Source organism: Klebsiella sp. MBT K-1 (assembly GCF_002556465.1).
Classification (GTDB): domain Bacteria; phylum Pseudomonadota; class Gammaproteobacteria; order Enterobacterales; family Enterobacteriaceae; genus Klebsiella; species Klebsiella grimontii.
On sequence record NZ_PDEL01000008.1, the window covers coordinates 76,623 to 97,707 of the forward strand.

23 protein-coding genes are annotated in these 21,085 nt (G+C 54.4%); 18 read left to right on the top strand and 5 right to left on the bottom strand.

Annotated elements, in window-relative coordinates; all coding sequences use genetic code 11:
• Positions 1-19: 19 nt before the first annotated feature.
• A complete protein-coding gene (locus tag CMQ96_RS28885; RefSeq protein ID WP_224231800.1) occupies positions 20-151 on the bottom strand; it encodes a peptidase in 132 nt (43 codons plus the stop codon).
• On the opposite strand from CMQ96_RS28885, the gene nlpD reads away from it, so the two are divergent.
• Together nlpD and rpoS are read left to right on the top strand one after the other, a co-directional pair.
• Positions 96-1,160 carry a murein hydrolase activator NlpD gene (gene nlpD, locus CMQ96_RS13545; RefSeq protein WP_229295863.1) on the top strand — a complete coding sequence of 355 codons (1,065 nt, stop codon included), beginning with the start codon at positions 96-98 and terminating at the stop codon, positions 1,158-1,160. The genes CMQ96_RS28885 and nlpD overlap by 56 nt on opposite strands.
• A gap of 158 nt (positions 1,161-1,318) precedes the next feature.
• Positions 1,319-2,311: an RNA polymerase sigma factor RpoS gene (rpoS, locus tag CMQ96_RS13550; RefSeq protein WP_004104962.1), complete on the top strand. Its 993-nt coding sequence runs from the start codon at positions 1,319-1,321 to the stop codon at positions 2,309-2,311.
• A gap of 65 nt (positions 2,312-2,376) precedes the next feature.
• Here the strand turns inward: rpoS and CMQ96_RS13555 are convergent, their stop codons facing one another.
• Both CMQ96_RS13555 and CMQ96_RS13560 read right to left on the bottom strand, forming a co-directional pair.
• Positions 2,377-2,754 carry a DUF4440 domain-containing protein gene (locus CMQ96_RS13555; protein ID WP_098066915.1) on the bottom strand — a complete coding sequence of 126 codons (378 nt, stop codon included), beginning with the start codon at positions 2,752-2,754 and terminating at the stop codon, positions 2,377-2,379.
• Positions 2,751-3,965 (bottom strand): MFS transporter, encoded by a 1,215-nt coding sequence (locus CMQ96_RS13560; RefSeq protein ID WP_098066916.1) that lies wholly within the window; start codon positions 3,963-3,965, stop codon positions 2,751-2,753. Before CMQ96_RS13560 ends, CMQ96_RS13555 begins: the two co-directional genes overlap by 4 nt.
• Positions 3,966-4,072: 107 nt before the next feature.
• On the opposite strand from CMQ96_RS13560, the gene CMQ96_RS13565 reads away from it, so the two are divergent.
• Complete coding sequence (locus tag CMQ96_RS13565; protein ID WP_064343421.1) at positions 4,073-4,960, top strand: LysR family transcriptional regulator; 888 nt, start codon at positions 4,073-4,075, stop codon at positions 4,958-4,960.
• Here the strand turns inward: CMQ96_RS13565 and CMQ96_RS13570 are convergent.
• Positions 4,957-5,376, bottom strand: coding sequence for a MarR family winged helix-turn-helix transcriptional regulator (locus tag CMQ96_RS13570; protein ID WP_004137348.1), 420 nt, complete (start codon positions 5,374-5,376; stop codon positions 4,957-4,959). The genes CMQ96_RS13565 and CMQ96_RS13570 overlap by 4 nt on opposite strands.
• A 170-nt stretch (positions 5,377-5,546) precedes the next feature.
• Here CMQ96_RS13570 and CMQ96_RS13575 point away from each other — a divergent pair, with 170 nt between their 5' ends.
• The 4 genes from CMQ96_RS13575 to CMQ96_RS13590 all read left to right on the top strand — a co-directional run bounded on the left by CMQ96_RS13575 (position 5,547) and on the right by CMQ96_RS13590 (position 8,305).
• Entirely contained in the window at positions 5,547-6,140 is a 594-nt protein-coding gene (locus tag CMQ96_RS13575) for a non-oxidative hydroxyarylic acid decarboxylases subunit B (protein WP_024358487.1), read from the top strand.
• Positions 6,140-7,567, top strand: coding sequence for a non-oxidative hydroxyarylic acid decarboxylases subunit C (locus tag CMQ96_RS13580; RefSeq protein WP_049086726.1), 1,428 nt, complete (start codon positions 6,140-6,142; stop codon positions 7,565-7,567). Before CMQ96_RS13575 ends, CMQ96_RS13580 begins: the two co-directional genes overlap by 1 nt.
• Before the next feature lie 10 nt (positions 7,568-7,577).
• Complete coding sequence (locus CMQ96_RS13585; protein WP_004853596.1) at positions 7,578-7,814, top strand: non-oxidative hydroxyarylic acid decarboxylases subunit D; 237 nt, start codon at positions 7,578-7,580, stop codon at positions 7,812-7,814.
• 338 nt (positions 7,815-8,152) lie between these two features.
• Entirely contained in the window at positions 8,153-8,305 is a 153-nt protein-coding gene (locus CMQ96_RS13590) for a Hok/Gef family protein (RefSeq protein ID WP_009651623.1), read from the top strand.
• A gap of 118 nt (positions 8,306-8,423) precedes the next feature.
• On the opposite strand, the gene mutS is transcribed toward CMQ96_RS13590, so the two are convergent.
• Positions 8,424-10,985 (bottom strand): DNA mismatch repair protein MutS, encoded by a 2,562-nt coding sequence (mutS, locus tag CMQ96_RS13595; RefSeq protein WP_098066917.1) that lies wholly within the window; start codon positions 10,983-10,985, stop codon positions 8,424-8,426.
• Between the two features lie 649 nt (positions 10,986-11,634).
• Between mutS and CMQ96_RS13600 the strand changes: the two genes are divergently transcribed.
• The 11 genes from CMQ96_RS13600 to CMQ96_RS13650 all read left to right on the top strand — a co-directional run bounded on the left by CMQ96_RS13600 (position 11,635) and on the right by CMQ96_RS13650 (position 21,080).
• Positions 11,635-12,174 (top strand): fimbrial protein, encoded by a 540-nt coding sequence (locus CMQ96_RS13600; RefSeq protein ID WP_004124241.1) that lies wholly within the window; start codon positions 11,635-11,637, stop codon positions 12,172-12,174.
• A gap of 81 nt (positions 12,175-12,255) precedes the next feature.
• A complete protein-coding gene (locus CMQ96_RS13605) occupies positions 12,256-12,810 on the top strand; it encodes a fimbrial protein (protein WP_049132150.1) in 555 nt (184 codons plus the stop codon).
• A gap of 75 nt (positions 12,811-12,885) precedes the next feature.
• The gene (locus CMQ96_RS13610) at positions 12,886-15,354 is read left to right on the top strand and encodes a fimbria/pilus outer membrane usher protein (RefSeq protein WP_024358483.1); all 2,469 of its coding nucleotides are present in this window, start codon (positions 12,886-12,888) and stop codon (positions 15,352-15,354) included.
• Between the two features lie 25 nt (positions 15,355-15,379).
• Positions 15,380-16,123, top strand: a complete 744-nt coding sequence (locus CMQ96_RS13615; protein ID WP_024358482.1) for a molecular chaperone — start codon at positions 15,380-15,382, stop codon at positions 16,121-16,123.
• A gap of 18 nt (positions 16,124-16,141) precedes the next feature.
• Positions 16,142-16,771 carry a fimbrial protein gene (locus CMQ96_RS13620; protein WP_004137363.1) on the top strand — a complete coding sequence of 210 codons (630 nt, stop codon included), beginning with the start codon at positions 16,142-16,144 and terminating at the stop codon, positions 16,769-16,771.
• Positions 16,771-17,823, top strand: a complete 1,053-nt coding sequence (locus CMQ96_RS13625) for a fimbrial protein (protein WP_098066918.1) — start codon at positions 16,771-16,773, stop codon at positions 17,821-17,823. Before CMQ96_RS13620 ends, CMQ96_RS13625 begins: the two co-directional genes overlap by 1 nt.
• A 9-nt stretch (positions 17,824-17,832) precedes the next feature.
• Positions 17,833-18,381, top strand: coding sequence for a fimbrial protein (locus tag CMQ96_RS13630; RefSeq protein WP_024358480.1), 549 nt, complete (start codon positions 17,833-17,835; stop codon positions 18,379-18,381).
• A gap of 22 nt (positions 18,382-18,403) precedes the next feature.
• Positions 18,404-19,075 (top strand): hypothetical protein, encoded by a 672-nt coding sequence (locus tag CMQ96_RS13635; protein WP_004137366.1) that lies wholly within the window; start codon positions 18,404-18,406, stop codon positions 19,073-19,075.
• A 103-nt stretch (positions 19,076-19,178) separates the two neighbouring features.
• Entirely contained in the window at positions 19,179-19,388 is a 210-nt protein-coding gene (locus CMQ96_RS13640; RefSeq protein WP_004137367.1) for a DUF4762 family protein, read from the top strand.
• Positions 19,389-19,458: 70 nt separating this feature from the next.
• The gene (locus tag CMQ96_RS13645; RefSeq protein WP_024358477.1) at positions 19,459-20,127 is read left to right on the top strand and encodes a DsbA family protein; all 669 of its coding nucleotides are present in this window, start codon (positions 19,459-19,461) and stop codon (positions 20,125-20,127) included.
• Positions 20,128-20,129: 2 nt separating this feature from the next.
• Positions 20,130-21,080 carry an ABC transporter gene (locus tag CMQ96_RS13650; RefSeq protein ID WP_049099301.1) on the top strand — a complete coding sequence of 317 codons (951 nt, stop codon included), beginning with the start codon at positions 20,130-20,132 and terminating at the stop codon, positions 21,078-21,080.
• The last annotated feature ends 5 nt before the right edge of the window (positions 21,081-21,085 follow it).

Consider the following 21,085-nt stretch of genomic DNA (forward strand, 5'->3'; position numbering starts at 1 on the left):
GTGAGCAAGATATTGGTAGTTAACATATTCCTGGGGGATAAATGAGCGCGGGAAGCCCAAAATTTACCTTAAGCCGCATTGCGGCTTTGTCACTGGTGTCACTCTGGCTGGCAGGCTGCAGCAGCTCCAACAATCCGCCTGCGCCGGTCAGCTCGGCTGGCGGGGCTTCGTCTTCCAGTACGAATTCCGGAATGCTGATCACGCCTCCGTCAAATAACGTTCCGCAGGCGCGCCCGGTACAAACGCAACCGGTGCAGACGCAGCCCGCTCAGATTCAGCCGATGGCCCAGGAGCCGGTGCAAACGGTAAACGGCAAAATTGTCTATAACCGTAAGTATGGGGATATTCCGAAAGGTAGCTATACCGGCGGCAGTACCTATACTGTTAAACGCGGCGACACGCTATTCTATATTGCGTGGGTCACCGGGAACGACTTCCGCGACCTGGCGCAGCGTAATAATATCCCGGCGCCGTACGGTCTGAACGTCGGTCAGACGCTGCAGGTTGGCAACGCGTCCGGCCAGCCAATCACCGGTGATAACCCTGTCGCCCAGGCCAGCGTGAAGGCCAGTAATGGCGGGATGTTAACCGCAAATTCTGCACAAAAATCCACCGCGGTGGTTGCGTCCCAACCAACTATTACGTATTCTGAATCTTCAGGTGAACAGAGTGCTAATAAGATGTTGCCGAATAACAAGCCTGCGACGACAACTGCCGTCGCGCCAGTTACGGCCCCAGCTGTCAGCACAACCCAATCGACTGCAAGCAGTACGTCAACCAGTTCGCCGATCTCTTCATGGCGCTGGCCGACTGATGGCAAGGTTATCGAGAACTTTAGTGGTGCCGAAGGCGGCAATAAAGGTATTGATATCGCAGGCAGTAAAGGACAGGCTATTGTCGCGACCGCAGATGGGCGCGTCGTCTATGCCGGTAACGCACTGCGCGGTTACGGTAATCTTATTATCATCAAACACAACGATGATTACCTGAGCGCCTACGCACATAACGATACGATGCTCGTAAAAGAGCAACAAGATATCAAGGCGGGGCAGAAAATCGCTACCATGGGTAGCACAGGTACTAGCTCTACACGTTTGCATTTTGAAATTCGTTACAAGGGGAAATCCGTCAACCCGCTGCAGTATTTACCGCAGCGATAATTTGGCAAAGTACGGATAAGCTCAGTATCGCTAACAAAGGCGCCAGGGCGGCCGCGATGCCTTCTTCACCGGGGCAGAAAAGGTTATCGTCCTGGCGTCTTTTGAGTGATGTTTAGCGAAGGTGCTTTGCTTAGGGATCACGGGTAGGAGCCATCTTTATGAGTCAGAATACGCTGAAAGTTCATGATTTAAATGAAGACGCGGAATTTGATGAGAACGGAGTCGAGGTTTTTGATGAGAAAGCCTTAGTTGAAGAGGAACCCAGTGATAGCGATCTGGCTGAGGAAGAGCTTCTTTCGCAGGGAGCAACCCAACGGGTGCTCGATGCGACGCAGCTTTATCTTGGAGAGATTGGTTATTCCCCGCTGCTGACGGCCGAAGAAGAGGTTTATTTTGCGCGTCGCGCGCTGCGTGGTGACGTTGCGTCACGCCGCCGGATGATCGAAAGCAACCTGCGTCTGGTCGTCAAGATAGCCCGCCGTTACGGCAATCGCGGTCTGGCTCTGCTGGATCTGATTGAAGAAGGTAACCTGGGGCTGATTCGCGCAGTTGAGAAGTTTGACCCGGAACGTGGGTTCCGTTTTTCGACTTACGCGACCTGGTGGATTCGTCAAACGATTGAACGGGCGATCATGAACCAAACCCGAACGATCCGTTTACCGATCCATATCGTCAAAGAGCTGAACGTCTATCTGCGTACCGCACGCGAGTTGTCCCATAAGCTGGACCACGAGCCAAGCGCGGAAGAGATAGCCGAACAGCTGGATAAGCCAGTTGATGACGTGAGCCGGATGCTGCGTCTGAACGAGCGCATTACCTCGGTGGATACCCCACTGGGCGGCGACTCGGAAAAAGCGCTGCTGGATATTCTGGCCGATGAAAAAGACAACGGCCCGGAAGACACCACGCAGGACGATGATATGAAACAAAGCATCGTCAAATGGCTGTTCGAACTGAACGCCAAGCAGCGTGAAGTGCTGGCTCGTCGCTTTGGCCTGCTGGGCTATGAAGCCGCGACGCTTGAGGATGTGGGCCGCGAAATTGGCCTGACCCGCGAACGCGTGCGCCAGATCCAGGTAGAAGGCCTCCGCCGCCTGCGGGAGATTCTGCAAAGCCAGGGGCTGAATATCGAAGCGTTGTTCCGCGAGTAAGATACCTTTCTTAAAAAAGGCTCAATCGTTTGATTGGGCCTTTTTCTTTTTTGTGTCTCCGCCGCTTATGCGAGCGCCGTCTCGTGGAGGTGCAGCCAGATGATTTTCTCTTCCTGCAGACGGAAAAGAACCGTTGACCAGCGTGCGGTGTCCGCTTTGCCGGGTAAAGCGTGGGTTTCCCGATAGAGCACCGCTGCGCAATCGTGCCATTCGGCAAGTATGGCGGTATTGTCGATGACAATCTTCAAGCCCGGGCGGCTGGCGCGAGCTCCGTGAAAAAAAGCGCTGACCGACTGATGGTCCATGCGCATACCGTTTATCGGGATCATGCTAAATTCCGGGCTAAAGCGATGCAGCAGCGCTTCGGCGCTCCCTTCCCCCTGATTCAGCCAGTGTTCTATAGCCACGTGGGCCGCAATAACTTCCGCAATATAGCGATTCATTTGTTCTCCATTTTACCGTGCAGGCGCATGATTAACGCCCGGTTATCGAATTTAAGGCAGCCCAGCAGCGGCACCAGGGTCAAAACGGCGGCGGCGATAAATACGCCGCGCCACGCCAGCGGGGTGGGCCAGTAAAGTAAAAAAGCGCTCAGTAAGGCTGCCAGTAGCGCAGATCCTATCAGGAAACTGAGCTGGCGATTGAGGTTCCACAGCGCGCTGGCGTCCGGCATATCGGGGTTCGCCACGTTAAGAAACGCGCTGCTCTGGGCCGTACTGCTGCACAGGCTGCCGCCTGCGCCCATCAGGATAAACGCCGCGATCAGCGCGCTGCTGGCGGTATGCGCATTGACGCCAGCCAGGATGAGTATTCCGGCAGCCTGAAGAAGGCAGCCCAGCGCAATCAGGGGGCGGGGGCCGAGACGATTGAAATAGCGGCCGGTCGTCGCGATCGCCACAAACGAGGCCAGCGACCACGGAAGCATCAGGGAGCCGATGGCGGAGGGCGCCATCCCCGTCACGCTTTGCAAATAAAACATCCCGACGACATTGATGCCAATAAAGGTCCCCGGCACGCAGAGATAGACCAGCATAGAAAAGCGCAGCAGCGGGTCGCGCAGTAACGAGAGATGTAAAAAGCCGCCCGACCGCGCGACGCTCTTCTCATCCCTGAGCCACAGCGCGGCCAGCCCGAAAGTCAGCAGCGCTATCGGCAGGCTGGCAAAGAAAACCCAGCGCCAGCTCAGCGATTGCACCAGCGCTCCGCCGAGCGCCGGAGAGCACGCCGGCGCCAGCAGCCCAACCAGCATCACCGCGGCGGAAAGTTTCGCCCGTTCGTGAGGCTTGAACTGTTGCCAGGTTAACGCCTGTCCTAGTGGAATCATTAGCCCGCCGCCCATCCCCTGCAGGGCGCGCCACATGACGAGGCTTATCAACGAGTCGGCCATCCCGGCAGCCAGCGCCCCGAGGCTAAACAAGCTAAGCGAAAGCAGGAATACCCGCCGGGCCCCAAACTGCTGGCTGAGCCAGGCGCTAAACGGCAGCACCAGGGTGAGCCCGGCAATATAGCCATTGCTGACCCACGCCAGCTCGCCCACCGACGCGTGTAGCGTCCGGCCCATCGCCGGAAAGGCGACGCTGGCGATAAACATATTGATTAAGTCGAGAAAGAAACCCAGCAGAAAAACGGTTGCGACCTTGCTGCGATACGTCATTGATGAAATCCCCCGTGAAGGCCGCTACTGTAAACCTCAATATCAGGGCGAATAAACACGACATTCGCAGATATACTGTCGGAAATTTTTTGACAATGGGCGGCGCGATGCTGAACCTGCAGCGGATGAACATGTTTGTGGCGGTAGTCGATAGCGGGAGTTTTACCGCAGCGGCGGCGGCTCTGGGGCAGACCAAGGCGGTGGTGAGTTTCAACGTCCGCCAGCTGGAGAACGAACTGGGGGTCACGCTGCTATTGCGATCGACCCGTCGCCTGACGCTTACCGAAGCCGGTTCGCTGTTCTATCATCGCGGGGTCGCGCTGCTGAAAGCGGCGGAAAACCTGCAGGACGACGTCCGGGGCAGCCACGTGGGGTTGAGCGGCGAGCTGCGGATCACGACGACGCCTGAATATGGCGCGCAGGTGATTATTCCGGCGCTGGCGGAGTTCAGCCTGCGGCATCCTGCGCTCCGCGTACGCCATGTTTCCTCTTCTCACCACGCGGATTTAATCTCCGAGCGGTTTGACGTGGCGATTCGTCTCGGCACGCTGGCGGATTCGCGCTACCGCGCGGCGCTGATATCGTGCTTTGCCATCGTCCCGGTTGCAGCCCCGTCATGGCTGGCGCAGCATCCTGTGAAGACGCTTGAAGATCTGGCGCAATCGGCGTGGATTATTCATGAACGTCTGACCGCGCCGCTCCGCTGGCAGCTTAGCGGGCCCCATGACGAGAGCATTGCCTTCGAGATTAAACCGGCGCCGCGGCTGTCGGCGGATAGCGCCAGCGCGCTGATGGCTTTTGCGCTGGCGGGCAGCGGCATCGCGCTGCTACCCGAGTGGCTGGTGGCCGCTGCGCTGGCGGACGGCACACTGGCGAAGGTGATGCCGGAGTTTAGCTTTCCGCCCCAGGGGGTATATGCGGTTTACCCGGACGCGCAGCATATCCCTGCCAGAGTGCGGGCGTTTATTGATTTTTTACGCGAACGCGTGGGTTAACGCTGCTGTTCTTGCGCCATCAGCTTGTGGATGATTTGCGAAAACTGCTGGCGCTCCTCATCGCTCAGCCGACCTAAAAACTCTTCGTCGACGGCGTGACCCAGCGGCATTGAGCTTGCCAGTAGCGCTTCGCCTTCTGCGGTTAAATAGACAAACCGACGGCGTTTGTCCGCCGGGTCGTGTTCGCGACGAACCAAACCGCGGCTCTCCATTCGGCTCAGCATCTCCGCCAGCGTCGCTTTGGTGCTGACCGCCGCTTCCGTTAACGTCACCTGTTCAATGCCGGGATGCTCGGCAATGGAACGCATCACCGCATACTGCGGTTTGGTGAGGTCCGGCAGCTCAAGCTGCCAGCGGGCGGTGTGCTGCTGAAAAAGCTGGCGCAGCAGGTGGAACGCCTCGTTTTTTAACTCCATGACCACTCCATAAAAAAACCGTCGGTTCTATGATAGCCGTTCGGAGGGCGTTTGAGCATTTTTCCTGTTTTGATGAAAAATGCGGCCGTGTACGAACGAACTTGCAAGAAAAGCGTATCAAGCGTAGCTTTAATAAAAATGTTCGTACACGAACGATTTGCGAGGCGATGATGAAGCTAATAGTCGGGATGACCGGAGCGACGGGCGCTCCGCTGGGGGTTGCGCTACTGAAAGCGCTTCGTGAGATGCCGGAAGTGGAAACGCATCTGGTGATGTCAAAGTGGGCCAAAACCACCATTGAACTGGAAACGCCGTACAGCGCCCGTGACGTGGCGGCGCTGGCCGATTTCTCGCATAGCCCGGCGGATCAGGCCGCCATCATCTCATCAGGTTCATTTCGTACCGACGGCATGATCGTTATCCCCTGCAGTATGAAAACGCTGGCCGGTATCCGTGCCGGTTATGCCGAAGGGCTGGTTGGGCGGGCCGCGGACGTGGTGCTGAAAGAGGGGCGTAAGCTGGTGCTGGTACCGCGCGAAATGCCGTTAAGCACTATCCATCTGGAAAACATGCTGGCTCTGTCGCGCATGGGCGTAGCGATGGTGCCGCCCATGCCCGCCTATTACAACCATCCCAAAACCATTGAGGACGTCACTGACCACGTTGTCACGCGGGTGCTGGATCAGTTCGGCCTGGAGTATCACAAAGCGCGCCGCTGGAGCGGGTTACGGGCGGTAGAGAGTATTTCACAGGAGAATGAATAATGGCTTTTGATGATTTGCGCAGCTTTTTGCAGGCGCTGGACGACCAAGGGCAACTGCTGAAAATTAGCGAAGAAGTGAACGCGGAGCCGGATCTTGCCGCGGCGGCAAACGCCACCGGGCGCATCGGCGATGGCGCTCCCGCGCTGTGGTTTGACAATATTCGCGGTTTTACCGATGCGCGCGTGGCAATGAACACCATCGGCTCCTGGCAGAACCACGCTATCTCGCTGGGTCTGCCGCCGAATACGCCGGTGAAAAATCAGATCGACGAATTTATTCGTCGCTGGGATAAATTCCCGGTGACGCCGGAGCGGCGGGCAAACCCGGCGTGGGCGGAAAATACCGTCGACGGCGAGGCGATTAATCTGTTCGATATTCTGCCCCTGTTCCGTCTCAACGACGGCGACGGCGGCTTTTATCTCGACAAAGCCTGCGTGGTCTCTCGCGATCCTCTCGACCCGGACAATTTTGGCAAGCAAAACGTCGGCATTTACCGTATGGAGGTGAAGGGTAAACGTAAGCTCGGCCTGCAGCCGGTACCGATGCATGATATCGCTCTGCATCTGCACAAAGCGGAAGAGCGTGGTGAAGATCTGCCGATCGCCATTACCCTGGGAAACGATCCGATTATTACCCTGATGGGCGCTACGCCGCTGAAATACGATCAGTCGGAATATGAGATGGCCGGCGCGCTGCGCGAAAGTCCGTATCCTATCGCCACCGCGCCGCTGACCGGCTTTGACGTGCCGTGGGGCTCAGAGGTGATCCTCGAAGGGGTGATTGAAAGCCGCAGGCGCGAAATCGAAGGCCCGTTCGGCGAATTTACCGGCCACTACTCCGGCGGCCGTAATATGACGGTGGTACGAATCGATAAAGTCTCTTACCGCAGCAAACCGATCTTCGAGTCTCTCTATCTCGGCATGCCGTGGACCGAGATCGACTATCTGATGGGCCCGGCCACCTGCGTGCCGCTGTATCAGCAGCTGAAGGCCGAGTTCCCCGAGGTACAGGCCGTCAACGCGATGTACACCCACGGTCTGTTGGCGATTATCTCCACCAAAAAACGCTACGGCGGCTTTGCCCGTGCGGTAGGCCTGCGGGCGATGACTACGCCGCATGGTCTGGGCTACGTGAAGATGGTGATCATGGTTGATGAGGACGTCGACCCGTTCAACCTGCCGCAGGTGATGTGGGCGCTGTCGTCGAAGGTCAACCCGGCCGGGGACCTGGTGCAGCTGCCGAATATGTCGGTACTGGAGCTCGATCCAGGCTCCAGCCCGGCGGGGATCACCGACAAACTGATTATCGACGCCACCACCCCGGTTGCGCCGGACCTTCGCGGCCACTACAGCCAGCCGGTACAGGATCTCCCTGAAACGAAAGCCTGGGCTGAAAAATTGACCGCCATGCTGGCTAACCGTAAATAAGGAGAAAAAGATGATTTGTCCACGCTGCGCCGATGAACATATTGAAGTGCTGGCAACATCGCCGGTAAAAGATGTCTGGACGGTATTTCAGTGCCAGCACTGTTTCTACACTTGGCGGAATACTGAACCGCTACGCCGCACCAGCCGCGAACATTATCCTGAAGCGTTCCGCATGACCCAGAAGGATATTGATGACGCGCCGATGGTGCCGCATATTCCGCCGCTGCTGGCGGAGGATAAACGATAAAATAAACGGGCCCGCTCAGTCGGGCCTTTTTTATATTTAATGAATCAATGAGAAATCTGTAGCCATTAAATTTTTAAATATGAAAAAAGGTTAATAGAGCAGATACGTTTGCGAGCCATCTTCCAGTTTATAATAAAATCAACGGGTTTGATAAATTATCGATAAGCTTCGCGGCCGGGAAAATATAGAATAGCGGCGGGTGCTTGAGGCTATCTGGCTTTGAGCATTGACAAGGATTCAGATAGACGAAAGCCCCAGGAGATATTTCTATCAACTGAGGCTGACGAATGAACCTGAACAATTCAGATGTTAGTCTCTTCTTTGCAGGGAGGCAAGACATGCTAACAAAATATGCCCTTGTGGCAATCGTCGTACTGTGTATTACGGTACTGGGATTTACGCTTTTGGTGCGCAGCTCGCTATGCGAACTCAGTATTAAAGAGCGTAGTATGGAGTTTAAAGCTGTTCTCGCTTACGAATCGAAGAAATAGCATCAGCGCGGGGGCGACCCCGCGTATTGGTTGTCAGGATGCATTCTCTCGCACCCATTTTGCATTTGTTAAAACGGCAGCACCGCAGGGCGCTGCCGTTTTTCACGTTAAACGAGAACTACACCAGGCTCTTCAGGCGATAGATCCACTCCAGCGCCTGGCGCGGAGTCAGCGAATCCGGATCGAGATTCTCCAGCGCTTCAACCGCGGGCGAGGTCTCTTCCGGCGCGGAAAGCAGCGACATCTGGGTACCGTCCACCTGCGTGGCGGCAGCGCTCGGCGCGATGCTTTCCAGCTCGCGCAGCTTCTGCCGCGCGCGCTTGATCACCTCTTTCGGCACCCCGGCCAGCGCGGCAACCGCCAGGCCGTAGCTCTTACTGGCCGCGCCATCCTGCACGCTGTGCATAAAGGCGATGGTATCGCCGTGCTCCAGGGCATCAAGATGGACGTTGGCCACGCCTTCCATTTTCTCCGGCAGTTGGGTCAGCTCGAAGTAGTGGGTGGCAAACAGGGTCAGGGCTTTGATCTTATTCGCCAGATTTTCCGCGCAGGCCCACGCCAGCGACAGGCCATCGTAGGTCGAGGTGCCGCGGCCAATTTCATCCATCAGCACCAGGCTATGCTCGGTGGCGTTATGCAGAATATTAGCGGTTTCGGTCATCTCTACCATAAAGGTTGAGCGGCCGCTGGCCAGGTCATCCGCCGCGCCGACGCGGGTGAAAATACGATCGATAGGGCCGATGTCGACTTTTTCCGCCGGAACGTAGCTGCCGATATACGCCAGCAGGGCGATCAGCGCGGTTTGGCGCATATAGGTACTTTTACCGCCCATATTCGGACCGGTGATAATCAGCATTCTCCGCTGCGGGGCGAGATGCAGCGGGTTGGCGATAAACGGCTCTTTCAGCACCTGCTCAACCACCGGATGGCGGCCTTCGCTAATCCGAATGCCCGGCTTATCGCTAAAGGTCGGACAGCAGTAGTTGAGGGTCTCCGCGCGCTCGGCGAGGTTCACCAGCACATCGAGCTCCGCCAGCGCGCTGGCGCTCTGCTGCAGGTCGCCAAGATGCGGCAGCAGCATATCGAAAAGCTCATCGTACAACTGCTTTTCCAGCGCCAGCGCTTTCCCTTTGGAGGTCAGGACTTTGTCTTCATACTCCTTCAGCTCAGGAATAATATAGCGCTCGGCGTTTTTGAGGGTCTGGCGACGGACGTAGTGGATCGGCGCGTGCTGGCTCTGACCACGGCTAATCTGGATGTAGTAGCCGTGGACGGCGTTGTAGCCCACCTTCAGCGTATCCAGCCCCAGACGCTCGCGCTCGCGAACTTCCAGTCTGTCGAGGTAATCGGTAGCGCCATCGGCCAGGCCGCGCCACTCATCGAGTTCCGCGTGATAGCCGGGGGCGATAACCCCGCCGTCGCGAACCAATACCGGCGGCGCATCGATAATCGCCCGCTCCAGCAGTTCGCGCAGTTCGCTAAATTCCCCCATCTTTTCCCGGAGCCGCTGCACCGGCGCGCAGTCGACGTCGGCCAGCATGGCGCGCAGCGCCGGCAGCTGCTGGAAAGCGTGACGCATACGCGCTAAATCGCGAGGGCGGGCGGTGCGCAGCGCCAGGCGCGCCAGAATACGTTCGAGGTCGCCGACCTGACGCAGCACCGGCTGCAGCTCGGGGTAATGTTCCTGCAGCGCGCCGATGGTCTGCTGGCGCTCTACCAGCACGGTGGTGTCGCGCGCCGGCATATGCAGCCAGCGCTTCAGCATACGGCTGCCCATCGGGGTGACGGTGCAGTCGAGCACCGAGGCCAGCGTATTTTCAAAGCCGCCGGCCAGGTTCTGGGTTATCTCCAGATTGCGACGCGTGGCCGCATCCATAATGATGCTGTCCTGCTGACGCTCCATCGTGATGGAGCGGATATGCGGCAATGACGTGCGCTGGGTGTCTTTGACGTACTGCAGCAGGCAGCCGGCGGCGCACAGGCCGCGCGGGGCGTTTTCAACGCCGAAACCAACCAAATCGCGCGTGCCGAATTGGAGATTGAGCTGCTGGCGCGCGGTGTCGATTTCAAATTCCCACAGCGGACGACGGCGCAGGCCGCGGCGCCCCTCAATAAGCGACGACTCGGCAAAATCCTCCGCATACAGCAGCTCGGCGGGGTTGGTGCGCTGGAGCTCGGCGGCCATCGTTTCGCGGTCGGCGGGCTCGCTCAGGCGAAAACGTCCGGAGCTGATATCAAGGGTGGCGTAGCCAAAACCTTTGCCGTCCTGCCAGATGGCGGCCAGCAGATTGTCCTGGCGTTCCTGCAGCAGCGCTTCATCGCTGATAGTGCCGGGCGTCACAATACGGACGACTTTGCGTTCCACCGGCCCTTTGGTGGTTGCCGGATCGCCAATCTGTTCGCAAATGGCCACCGACTCGCCCTGATTAACCAGTTTGGCCAGATAGTTCTCCACCGCGTGGTGCGGGATCCCGGCCATCGGAATCGGTTCGCCCGCGGAAGCGCCGCGCTTCGTCAGCGAGATATCCAGCAGCTGCGACGCGCGTTTCGCATCGTCGTAGAATAGTTCGTAGAAATCACCCATCCGGTAAAACAGCAGAATCTCCGGATGCTGGGCTTTCAGCTTGAGATACTGCTGCATCATGGGGGTGTGGGCGTCGAGATTCTCTAATGTACTCATCTGTTTTTGATGTCCATTTTCTTACGTTTTAACGCGTTAGCGGAGTTTATTGTTTTCATGACGTCGCGCTATTGCTCATCGGTTCCCGTGACATTGTGCATTTCTTTTCATTGACTCATAGGCCGCATGATAACGGAGTCTTCAGGTCAGGAAAACAAGAAGGCGCGACGGGCCCATGAATCGACTTCCCCCTCCTCTTAGCCGCTGCGTAATGCCCATTGCTCGGGCTGCTTTTGACTATCCTTATATCAGGAAAAGCTATTTGTTAATAAATTGTGATCTATGTTACAATTATTTTGCTATGAATATCTGCCCACTATCATTTATTAATTACCTGACGCAATTTGTTTTTAGGATATATCTCAGCGCTCTGCGAGTTAATTTCCTATGGTGGCATTGTTCGCGAGGTTAAATCTTTTTTTAATTCCTCTGTAAATGTATCTCTTTTTACCTAAAAAATGATTTGTTAGTATTTTTGTCGACCAGGGGATCTGGCTTTAATTAAATTATTAATATTAATTAATAGTCTAATTATTGAAACGGATTTTTCGGTGATGCGGAGGGCTGGAAATTGTTGGGTGAATAGACTTCGGCAATTTTATAGCTCCTTACTCTTTTAGGATAAAAATTTATAACGCAGGAATTTTCTATGAAACTGAATAAAGTTGCTATGGCTGTGGCATTAACTGCTGCTCTCGGCTCAATGTCTGCACTGGCTGATACCACGAATGGCCAGATTGAGCTTCAGGGTGAGCTGGTGAATACCGCTTGTGGTTTAGCTCCGTCGTCCAGCCCGGTAACCGTTGATTTTGGTCAGGTTCCAGTTTCCCTGCTGCAAGGCGGTGGTCAGGCAACTGAAACCAAAAACATCGAGCTGCAGTATTGCGATACCACTATCGCCAGCAGCGCCGTTGTTTCCTATACCCCGACTTCGGTTAACCCGAACGATCCTACTCTGGCTGCATTTACTTCTGGTACTGCATCCGGTGCAGGTATCGGCCTGAAAGACAGCGCTAGCCAGACTGTAACCTGGGGCGCGCAGACCACTCCGGTCACCCTGGTTGATGGTACTAACACCATTCCTTTCGTGGCGTTCCTGAAAGCGGAAGCGGCAGCGAGCGGTTCTACCACTACCGTAACCGCAGGTGCATTCCAGTCAACGATCAATTTCACCATCGATTATCAGTAATCGATTTTGAATTATCGCTCGCGGGGAGAGATCTCTCCCCGCGATATTGGAGTAGGTGCCAGATAATATGGAATTCTGAGTATGGTTAAGGATACAGAGAAAAAGAGACTGATGGCGTTATTGGTATCGGGATTACTCTTTTCCGGACATGCTTCGAGTACTAGTTTTACGCCTGGCCAGCTGGCGCTTTCGGGGGAGTTGGTGGCTGCCGCATGCGATATTGACCCTAATTCGCGGGAGCTATGGGTAGATTTCGGTAACATTTCCGCTCGCGATATTAATAGCGATCAAGAAGGTAAGCTGATCCGGCCTTTTTTAGTGCGCTTAATTGGCTGCGCCTCTTTCGGCAGCGTAAATCAATCAACGCCAGGGGCTTATGCCACCATTACGTTTACCGGCAATGCTTCATCGCAGGACCCGACAGTATTAATTCCGGATGGTGAAGGAAAGGGATTTGGTATCCAGATTCGCGATCGCCATGGGGAAATTTTAACGTTTGGAGAACCCTCATCGGGATATCTCCTGAGTGATGAGAATAATACGCTGAAATTTACCGCTACGCTGGTGCCGGTTCAGCAGCATATTAAGGCCGGGGATTTTTACGCCGTCACTCGTTTTTTTATGGATTACAACTAGAAACAAGCCAGCGATTGCTGTTGGAGCTTGTTTGTCGCGCACGATATTTTACTGAATGATTCGGGATGAATAGTCATGTCAGCAGAACAAAAAATAAAAATAATCCTCTCTCAGATGCTTTTTTTCTGCTGTACCTCTATGGCTTACGCCTCAACCGACGTGGAATTTAATACCGACGTACTGGATGCGGCCGATCGCGACAATATCGATTTAACCCGTTTCGCCACCGACAACTATGTCCCGCCGGGCGAGTACTTATTAGATATTAAAATAAATGGCCAGGCGGTCGGGCAGCAAAAGGTTCGCTATCTGGCTTCTAAAGATCAGAAGCATACCCAGGCCTGCATTAACGGCGAAATTCTTGCCAGATTGGCTTTGAAAGAGGACGCGCAGCAAAAGGTCGCACAGCCGTTTGCCGACTGCTATGACCTGCTGAGCCTTCCTGGCGCCACCCTCAGTAACTACGCCGGGGTGCTGGACATCACCGTCCCGCAGGCGTGGATGAAATACAACGATCCGAACTGGACGCCGCCGGAGCGCTGGGACCAGGGGATCGGCGGATTTTTGCTCGACTATAGCCTGACCGGGCAATATACCCGCCAGCTGGATATGCATGAAGATTACAGCACCCTGAGCGGATACGGTCAGACCGGGGTCAACCTCGGCGGCTGGCGCCTGCGCGGCGAATATCAGACCAGTTATTACAGCGCGACGCATCAATTTGATTTCGATATGAATCAGATCTACGCCTACCGCCCGCTGCCGATGATGGCGGCAAAGCTGACGGCGGGGGAGATCTATCTTGATTCTCAGGTCTTCGACACCGTGCGCTTTACCGGGCTTAATCTCGCCAGCGATGAGCGTCAGCTGCCGCCAAACCTGCAGGGGTATGCGCCGGAAATTCGCGGTCTGGCCAAGACCAACGCCAAAGTGACGGTGAAGCAGAGCGGACGCATCATTTATGAAACGACGGTGCCCGCCGGGCCGTTTAATATTCAGGATTTACGCAGCTCGGTGCGCGGTACGCTGGATGTGCAGGTGGAAGAACAGGATGGCTCAATTTCGACTTTCCAGGTTAACACCGCCAATATTCCTTATCTTACGCGTCCCGGCTACGTGCGCTACAACGTGGCGATCGGCGCGCCGTCCCGCTATAGCCATAAAATTCAGGGACCCGGTTTCGCTTCCGGCGATTTCTCCTGGGGGATCACCAACGCCTGGTCGCTGTACGGCGGTTTACAAAGCGCAGGGGCCGAATATACCGCGGTCTCCGCCGGTATTGGCCGCGATCTCAGCGTACTTGGCGCCCTCTCGCTGGACGCTACGGAATCCTACAGTCAGCAGTCAAACCAGAAGCGGCTTAAAGGGACCTCGTTTAAGCTGAGCTATGCGAAAACGTTCGACGAATATAATAGTTCCATTACCTTCGCCGGATATCGCTTCTCGCAGGAGGACTTCCGCTCTTTCTCGCAATATCTCAACGAGCGCTATGAGGGTTACGACAGCCTTGGGCGTGAAAAAGAAGTTTATACCATCACCGGCAATAAAACGTTCTGGGCCGATGAGCCTGGTAAAGCGACCACGGTATTTTTGACCTACACCCATCAGAATTACTGGAACCGAAGCAGCCAGGATCGCTACGGCATCTCGCTAGGGCGCTCGTTTAACGTCGGTAATATTCGCGGGATCACCACTAATATTTCGGCCTACCGTTCGGATTACGAAGGGCGGAAAGACGACTCTATTGCTTTCTCGCTTTCCATTCCGGTTGGCGATAGTAAATGGAGCGGCCTCGACGTGCAGACCAATAACGGCAAAACCAGCCCGATGCTCTCTTATACCGACAGCAGCGACTACAACAACCTGTGGCGTCTGCGTGCCGGAGCGAGCCAGAGCGGCTATGCCAACGTCGACGGCTACTATCAGCGCCGCTCCCAGTACGCTGAAATCAACAGCAACGCCAGCTATCAGCAGGATCACTATCTCTCTCTGAGCAGCACCCTGCGCGGCGGCTTTACCGCGACCCGGCACGGGGCGGCGATCCACAACAGCGGCGCGACGCTCAATACGGCGCGCGTAATGGTGAACACCAACGGCATCGGCGACGTGCCGCTCAATGACGGTAAATCAAGAACCAATAATTTCGGCATTGCCGTTATTCCGGACATCGTGAGCTACAACAGCTTTGATACCCGGGTTGACGTTGATGCGATGTCGGAATCCATTGAACCGGCAAAAGCCATCAGCACCGCCACGCTGACCGAAGGCGCTATTGGTTATCAGACCTTTGGCATGGCGCAGGGCGAAAAAATGATGGGCATTATCCGCCTGGCTGACGGTACCTATCCGCCGTTCGGCGCCGAGGTTATCAACGGCGATGGCGTGAGCGTATCGATGATTATGGAAGGTGGGCAGGGATGGCTGGCAGGGGTGAATCCTCATGAGCTGCTAAGCGTAGTGTGGAGCGGGAAAAAGCAGTGTCAGATTGCCATCCCGCCGACCATAGAGCGTCGTTCGACAGCCGCGCTATTGCCGTGTAAATGACAGTGACAGTAATAAAAGGCCAAAAATGAGCATAACAAGCAACAAACTCTGCTGGATGGGCATTCTGATGCTGGCGGCGGTAAGCGGTACCGCGCAGGCGGGGGTTTCGCTGGATCGCACGCGTCTTATCATCACCGGTAAAGATAGCTCGGCGAGCGCCAATCTAACCAACACCAGCCCGGATATTCCGTTCCTGGCGCAATCGTGGGTGGAAGACAGCAAGGGCAACAAGATCACCTCTCCGCTGGTGGTTTTACCGCCTTTGCAGCGGATTAACGGCGGGCAAAAAGGGGTGGCGCGGGTCACAAAAACAGATGGTATCAACCAGCTGCCGCAGGACCGCGAAAGCCTGTTTTATTTAAGCGTGCGGGAAATTCCGCCTAAGCCAGATAAAGCGAACGTCCTGCAGCTGGCCATGCAGTCGCGGATTAAATTATTTTTCCGCCCGACCGCCATTATTCCCAAAAGCAAAAGCGAAATATGGCAGGACCAGGTCGTCTTTCAAAAGAGCGGCAATAAGATGACCGCGCAAAACCCGACGCCTTACTACATCACCATTATTAGCCTGTCCCGCGTTAAGGGTGAAAAAATCACTAAGTTCCCGGGAATTATGATTGCGCCGAAGTCCAGTCTGGAATTCAGCGTGACCGATGGCGGCGTTAGAGAGTTTGCGATGATGTACGTGAATGATTATGGCGGACATCCAGAGCTGAAATACCGCTGTGAAGGAAACACCTGTAAAGCGCTGCCGCCATCGCAGCAAGGGTAATTAAAGAGGAACCTGATGATGAAAACGCGCCTATCGCTATTAGCACTGTTTGTATTCGGTATCAGTATGCCAGCGCTGGCCGACGCTGATATTCCTCTACAGCCGCAGCACTATAACCGGGATCATCAGGGGGAGGATGGCGGTAACGTGATATTCAATGGCTCTGTGTATGCCTCGCCTTGCGTGCTTGCCCCGCAAAGCCGCCTGCAGATTATTGAGATGGGCGAAATCAGCGCCCGGCGTTTTCACCAGGCGGGCGACCGTAGCCAGCCGGTGCTGGTTCGCGTTGAACTCAGGGATTGCCTGAAAGGCGCGTCGCAGGCGCGCGACAGCATCGCCTCACGGACGACGGGCAGCAGCAAGCATCTCTATACCACCGGCGAGCAGGCGGTTCAGCTCACCTTCATCGGCGAGTCGGATGAGCATAATCGCCAGCTGTTGCGCCTGACCGGCAGCATCTCAGGAGCCGGTATTCGCCTGCTGGATGTCAAAGAGCGGGCGCTGGATATTAATCAAACGCAGCCGCCGTTTATCGTGAAAACCGGCGACAGCAGCCTGACGTTTATTGCCGTGCTGGAATCGACCGGGCGAAACGTGACCGCAGGAAACTTTAGCGGCCTGCTGCGTTTAAAAATGGAGTATCTCTGATGGCGACGAGAGTTATCGGGCGGAAACCTTGTATCACGCTATTACTCTGCGGCGGCGTATTCACTCTCGACGCCAGCGCGGCGGTGGAAGGGGAAATTACGCCGGTTGGCGGACCTAAAATGTACAATATTGACGTCGCCAATCAGGATATTACCAACAATAGCATTGGGGCGACGATCCCTTATGTCTTTTCATTGGGCGGACAATATTCTGGTATCGCCAGCTGCACTATCCCTATGGAAAACGAGGCGATTTATTACTCTGCGACCGCTTCGCTGCTGCAGCAGGGAAGCACGCCGGGGTATTTAAAACTTAATGATTATATGGATGTGAAAATTGAGATATATATCCGTGGCCAGCGCATGGAATATCTTCCGGTGCCTTTTAATAATGAGTCAAACCAGGCTTACCAAAATAAATGCGTACCGCCAACCACCCAGTTTAACAACTTTGAGTCCGGCGCTCAGGGGCGGGTAACGTTTATGATCACCAAGCCGATTGTCAACGGCGTTAACCTGCTGGGTACTGAAATCGCCAAGCTTTATGGTCGCCTTGGGAATTACAGCGCAGGGATGGGCAGCACTCCCATGTCGATTGTCTCGATTAATTCCGGGGTCATTACCGTTCCGGATAAATGTATTGTTAACTCAGGATCGCCGATCGTCGTTGATTTTAATACCATCCCCAGCGCGGGCTCGCTGCTTAACGGCAATAATTACAGCCAGTCCGTGCCGATTCAGGTGAAGTGCGAAGGGGGGAGTTTCGCCACCGGAAATTTAAATATTCGCCTGGGAATTCAGCAGGCCAATACCGCCAGTTTTAACAGCGACTATTTAGGCACCACCGGCGCCGTCGACCGCTCCAATCTTGGCATTATCCTGAAAGATTCCGGCGGCAATTTAGTCGCCGCGAATAAGTTTTATGACGTGCCGGGTTTTAATAACAATCAGGGAACCTGGAATTTGACCGCCGCGCCAATTGCCAATGCCGGAACCAACGTTCTCGAAGGGGATTTCCAGGCATCGGCCACCGTGGTCGCTGAGTTTCAGTAAGGGGACAGCATGCGTCAACTCATCGCATCAATGATACTCATAGGTTCGCTATCCGCAGCTGCTCCGGCGCATGCCATCGGAGAGCTGATCGGCGGCGATTTAAAATTCAAGGGAACCGTCATTTCCCACGGTTGCAGTATCGTGCCTTCGTCAAAAAACATCACCGTAGATTTTGGCCAGATTTCAACCCGCACGCTTTATGCGGAGGGAAAATCGCAGCCCAAAGCGTTTGTTATTGAACTCCAGGATTGCAGCACCGATGTTTTTAATTCCGTCACCGTGACCTTTAGCGGGACGGAAAATACCAATATGAGCGACCGTCTGGCGATTACGCCGGTCGCGCCTCAAACCGCCAGCGGTATTGGTATAGGTTTTGAAGAGAGTAACGGCACGGCGATTTTGCTTAATACGCCGACCACCGCCGTCGCTATTTCCGATGCCAACATGCAGCTAAATTTTAAAGCTTTTGTTGAAGGCGAACCGGACGCCTTGAGTAACAAAACCCTGGAAACCGGCGCCTTTCAGGCAACAGCGAATTACACCCTTAATTACCAGTAGAATAGATCAAGGATGATGATAAATGAGCCGTCGTTTCTTTCTCTACGATAAAAACATCTTTTTCGCGGAAGGCGTACGTTCTGTGGTTGACGATCTTGCCATGCATGAAGGCGACTGCGCGTTCACAAGGCTCGACCATTTCTCTGAACTGATCAACACCCTGCGTCTGCCTAAGCAGAAAGATGAACTACGCTGGATCCTCTGCGATGTCGACAGCTTGCCGGATGAGCGGTTTAATGCGCTGTACACCATTAAAGAGTATTACTGCCGGGAAAATCAGCAGCTAGTGATTTTGTTAGGCGAGAATAATATTTCGTTATTCTTTGCGCTGCATTCACTTCTCCCGGAAGCAAGCTGGCTTTTGAAGAATGAGTCCCTGGATAACTTTTTTAAGTTCATCGAAGGTGCTGATTCTATGCCAGCGAAAAAAATATTTTTCAGTCGCTCTTTGATTAATTATACCCGGCAGAAATGGTTAGCCAGGGATTTTAATAATAGTATCTCCAGTGATGACTGGTGGTTAATGGAAGAAATATTCAAAGGAAAATCTTTATCGCAAATTTCCTCTGAACAAAAAATTGATGTTCGTCGCCTGAGCCGCTGTAAACGAGGCCTGATGAAAAAGCTAAACGCTAAAAACAACGTTGAGCTGTTTAATATTTTCAAGTGCATCGTGGCTACCCCCTGCGTATAACAGCGGATAAATATGACATCAAAAGAATTACTGGCAGGTTACTTAGCCAGTAGGTAAGTGCAAGAAAAACATATTTCAATATAAATAGTTAAGGATCTAACAAATGCAAAAATTAAGTATGATTGAAGCATCAGCTATTATTGGCGGAACTTGCAAGGAAACTTGCACCAGCTCTTACGAGACCGTGGTGGTGGGCGGTGTTTCAACCTGTAAACAAGTGACTACCTGTACGGATAAGCACGGCAACTCAACCGTGACCATGAAAGATGCGTCCGACGGTATGTGTGTTGTACCGAATAGCATCCGTCAGTAATTTCTGCTGCGGTATATGGAGGGGAAACCCTCCATATATTTCTCCGCCATATTCGCGAGCCTGGTATCAAATGAAGATAAAACCTATTACCGCTGTTGGCTATACGTTTCTGGTGGCGTTAATTTCGTCGCTGATTACCGTGCTGTGCTATCACGTTTTTGTATTTAATACGTTTGCATCGAACAGCAGCGAGCCTTCGGCCCTGCGGGAAATTGACAGCGCAATCGTTGCCAGTAGCCCAATAAAACATGACAGCAGCATTATTGAAGTGATGTCCTACGGCTGTCACTACTGCGCATCGAACGAGGAAGATATCGAGAAATTCGCCGGCACATTGCCTGCGGAGAGTACCTTTGAAGTTATCCATATCACCGCCGAAAGAAACGGTCTGGCAATTTATGCGCCGGTTTTTGCCACCCTCGAAGTCATGGGGCTTGAGCGCCAGATGCGCGACCAGGCTTTTAACGCGGTAATGACCCGCGGTATCAATTTAGCCGACGATGAAGCGCTCAACGGCTGGCTGAAAAAGAACAATATTGATGTCGAAAAATACCATCAGGTACGCCAAAGCAAAGCCGTTACTGAACGCCTTGAATATATGGCGAAAATTACCGAACTCTATGACATAAACGCCACGCCGCTATTTATTGTGAATAAAAAATACGTGGTGGCGAAAGATCGCCAGTTTCCTGAATTTGCTGACTATATGCGCCAGCTGTTAACTCAGGACAAGGAGTAAGCGTGACGCGCTTTCTGATTGTCTGGAGCGTCTTCAGCGTAAGAAAATGGTCCGCGCAGCTGAGCTGGCGCAGTCGCCCGTTTACTGGCTACGGTCAAAAGGCGGTGCGTGGGATTATGCGTTTTACCCCTATGTCGCTGCTGTTGGCGGCGGCTCGGGCGTTGTGCCGGCTGCGGCTGTTGGGGCGACAATATCGCGGACGTACCGCCGTGGCGACACAAAACTACCGCTGCCTGACGGGCGCCGATGGGCGAATTGACGCCGCATGGATAGCCATGCGCCGCCAGCTGCTGGAGATGGGTGCGACCTGGGGACAGCATCCGGCCACTTTGGCCCAGATGCAGGCGTGCACGCGAGCGCTTGATGCCGTAGTCGCTCCGCTGGCGGCGCAGAGAACGCCGGTTGTTCTCGCACCGCTGCACTGCGTGTCGGATATCCTTGCAGCGATGGTTGGAGCCAGGGTAACGCCGGGTAAAGCCAGCGTGGTGGTCTCTTCCAGCGCGGAAAGCTATACCGTCGCCAGCCGAAAAATGGGCGGCGTCGCGCTCTCTTATTGCTCCATCCATCAGGATAATACGTCGCTTGCCAGCGAGCTGATGGCGCTAATGAGCAACGTCTCGGAAGGGCGGGAAAATATGATTATTTTCCCCGATATTCCTGCCGACTATACCGTGCAGACCCATGAGGCGCAGTCCGGGAAAATAAGCTGTCGGCTATTTGACCGCCCGGCGAAATTACATAGCGGCGTACAGCGTTTTTCCCGCATTGTCTCGGCAAAGGTGGTTTTTTATCACCTCTATTATCAGCAGGGGATCAAAATAAAAATCTATTCCCCACTGACGCCAAAAGAGGTCGCGGCGAATCTGCCGTCGATGATTGAAAACACCCTGCGTGATTATCCGCAGGATTGGCTTTTATGGCATAGCCATTCGCTCTACTTTATTAATCACTGACGCAT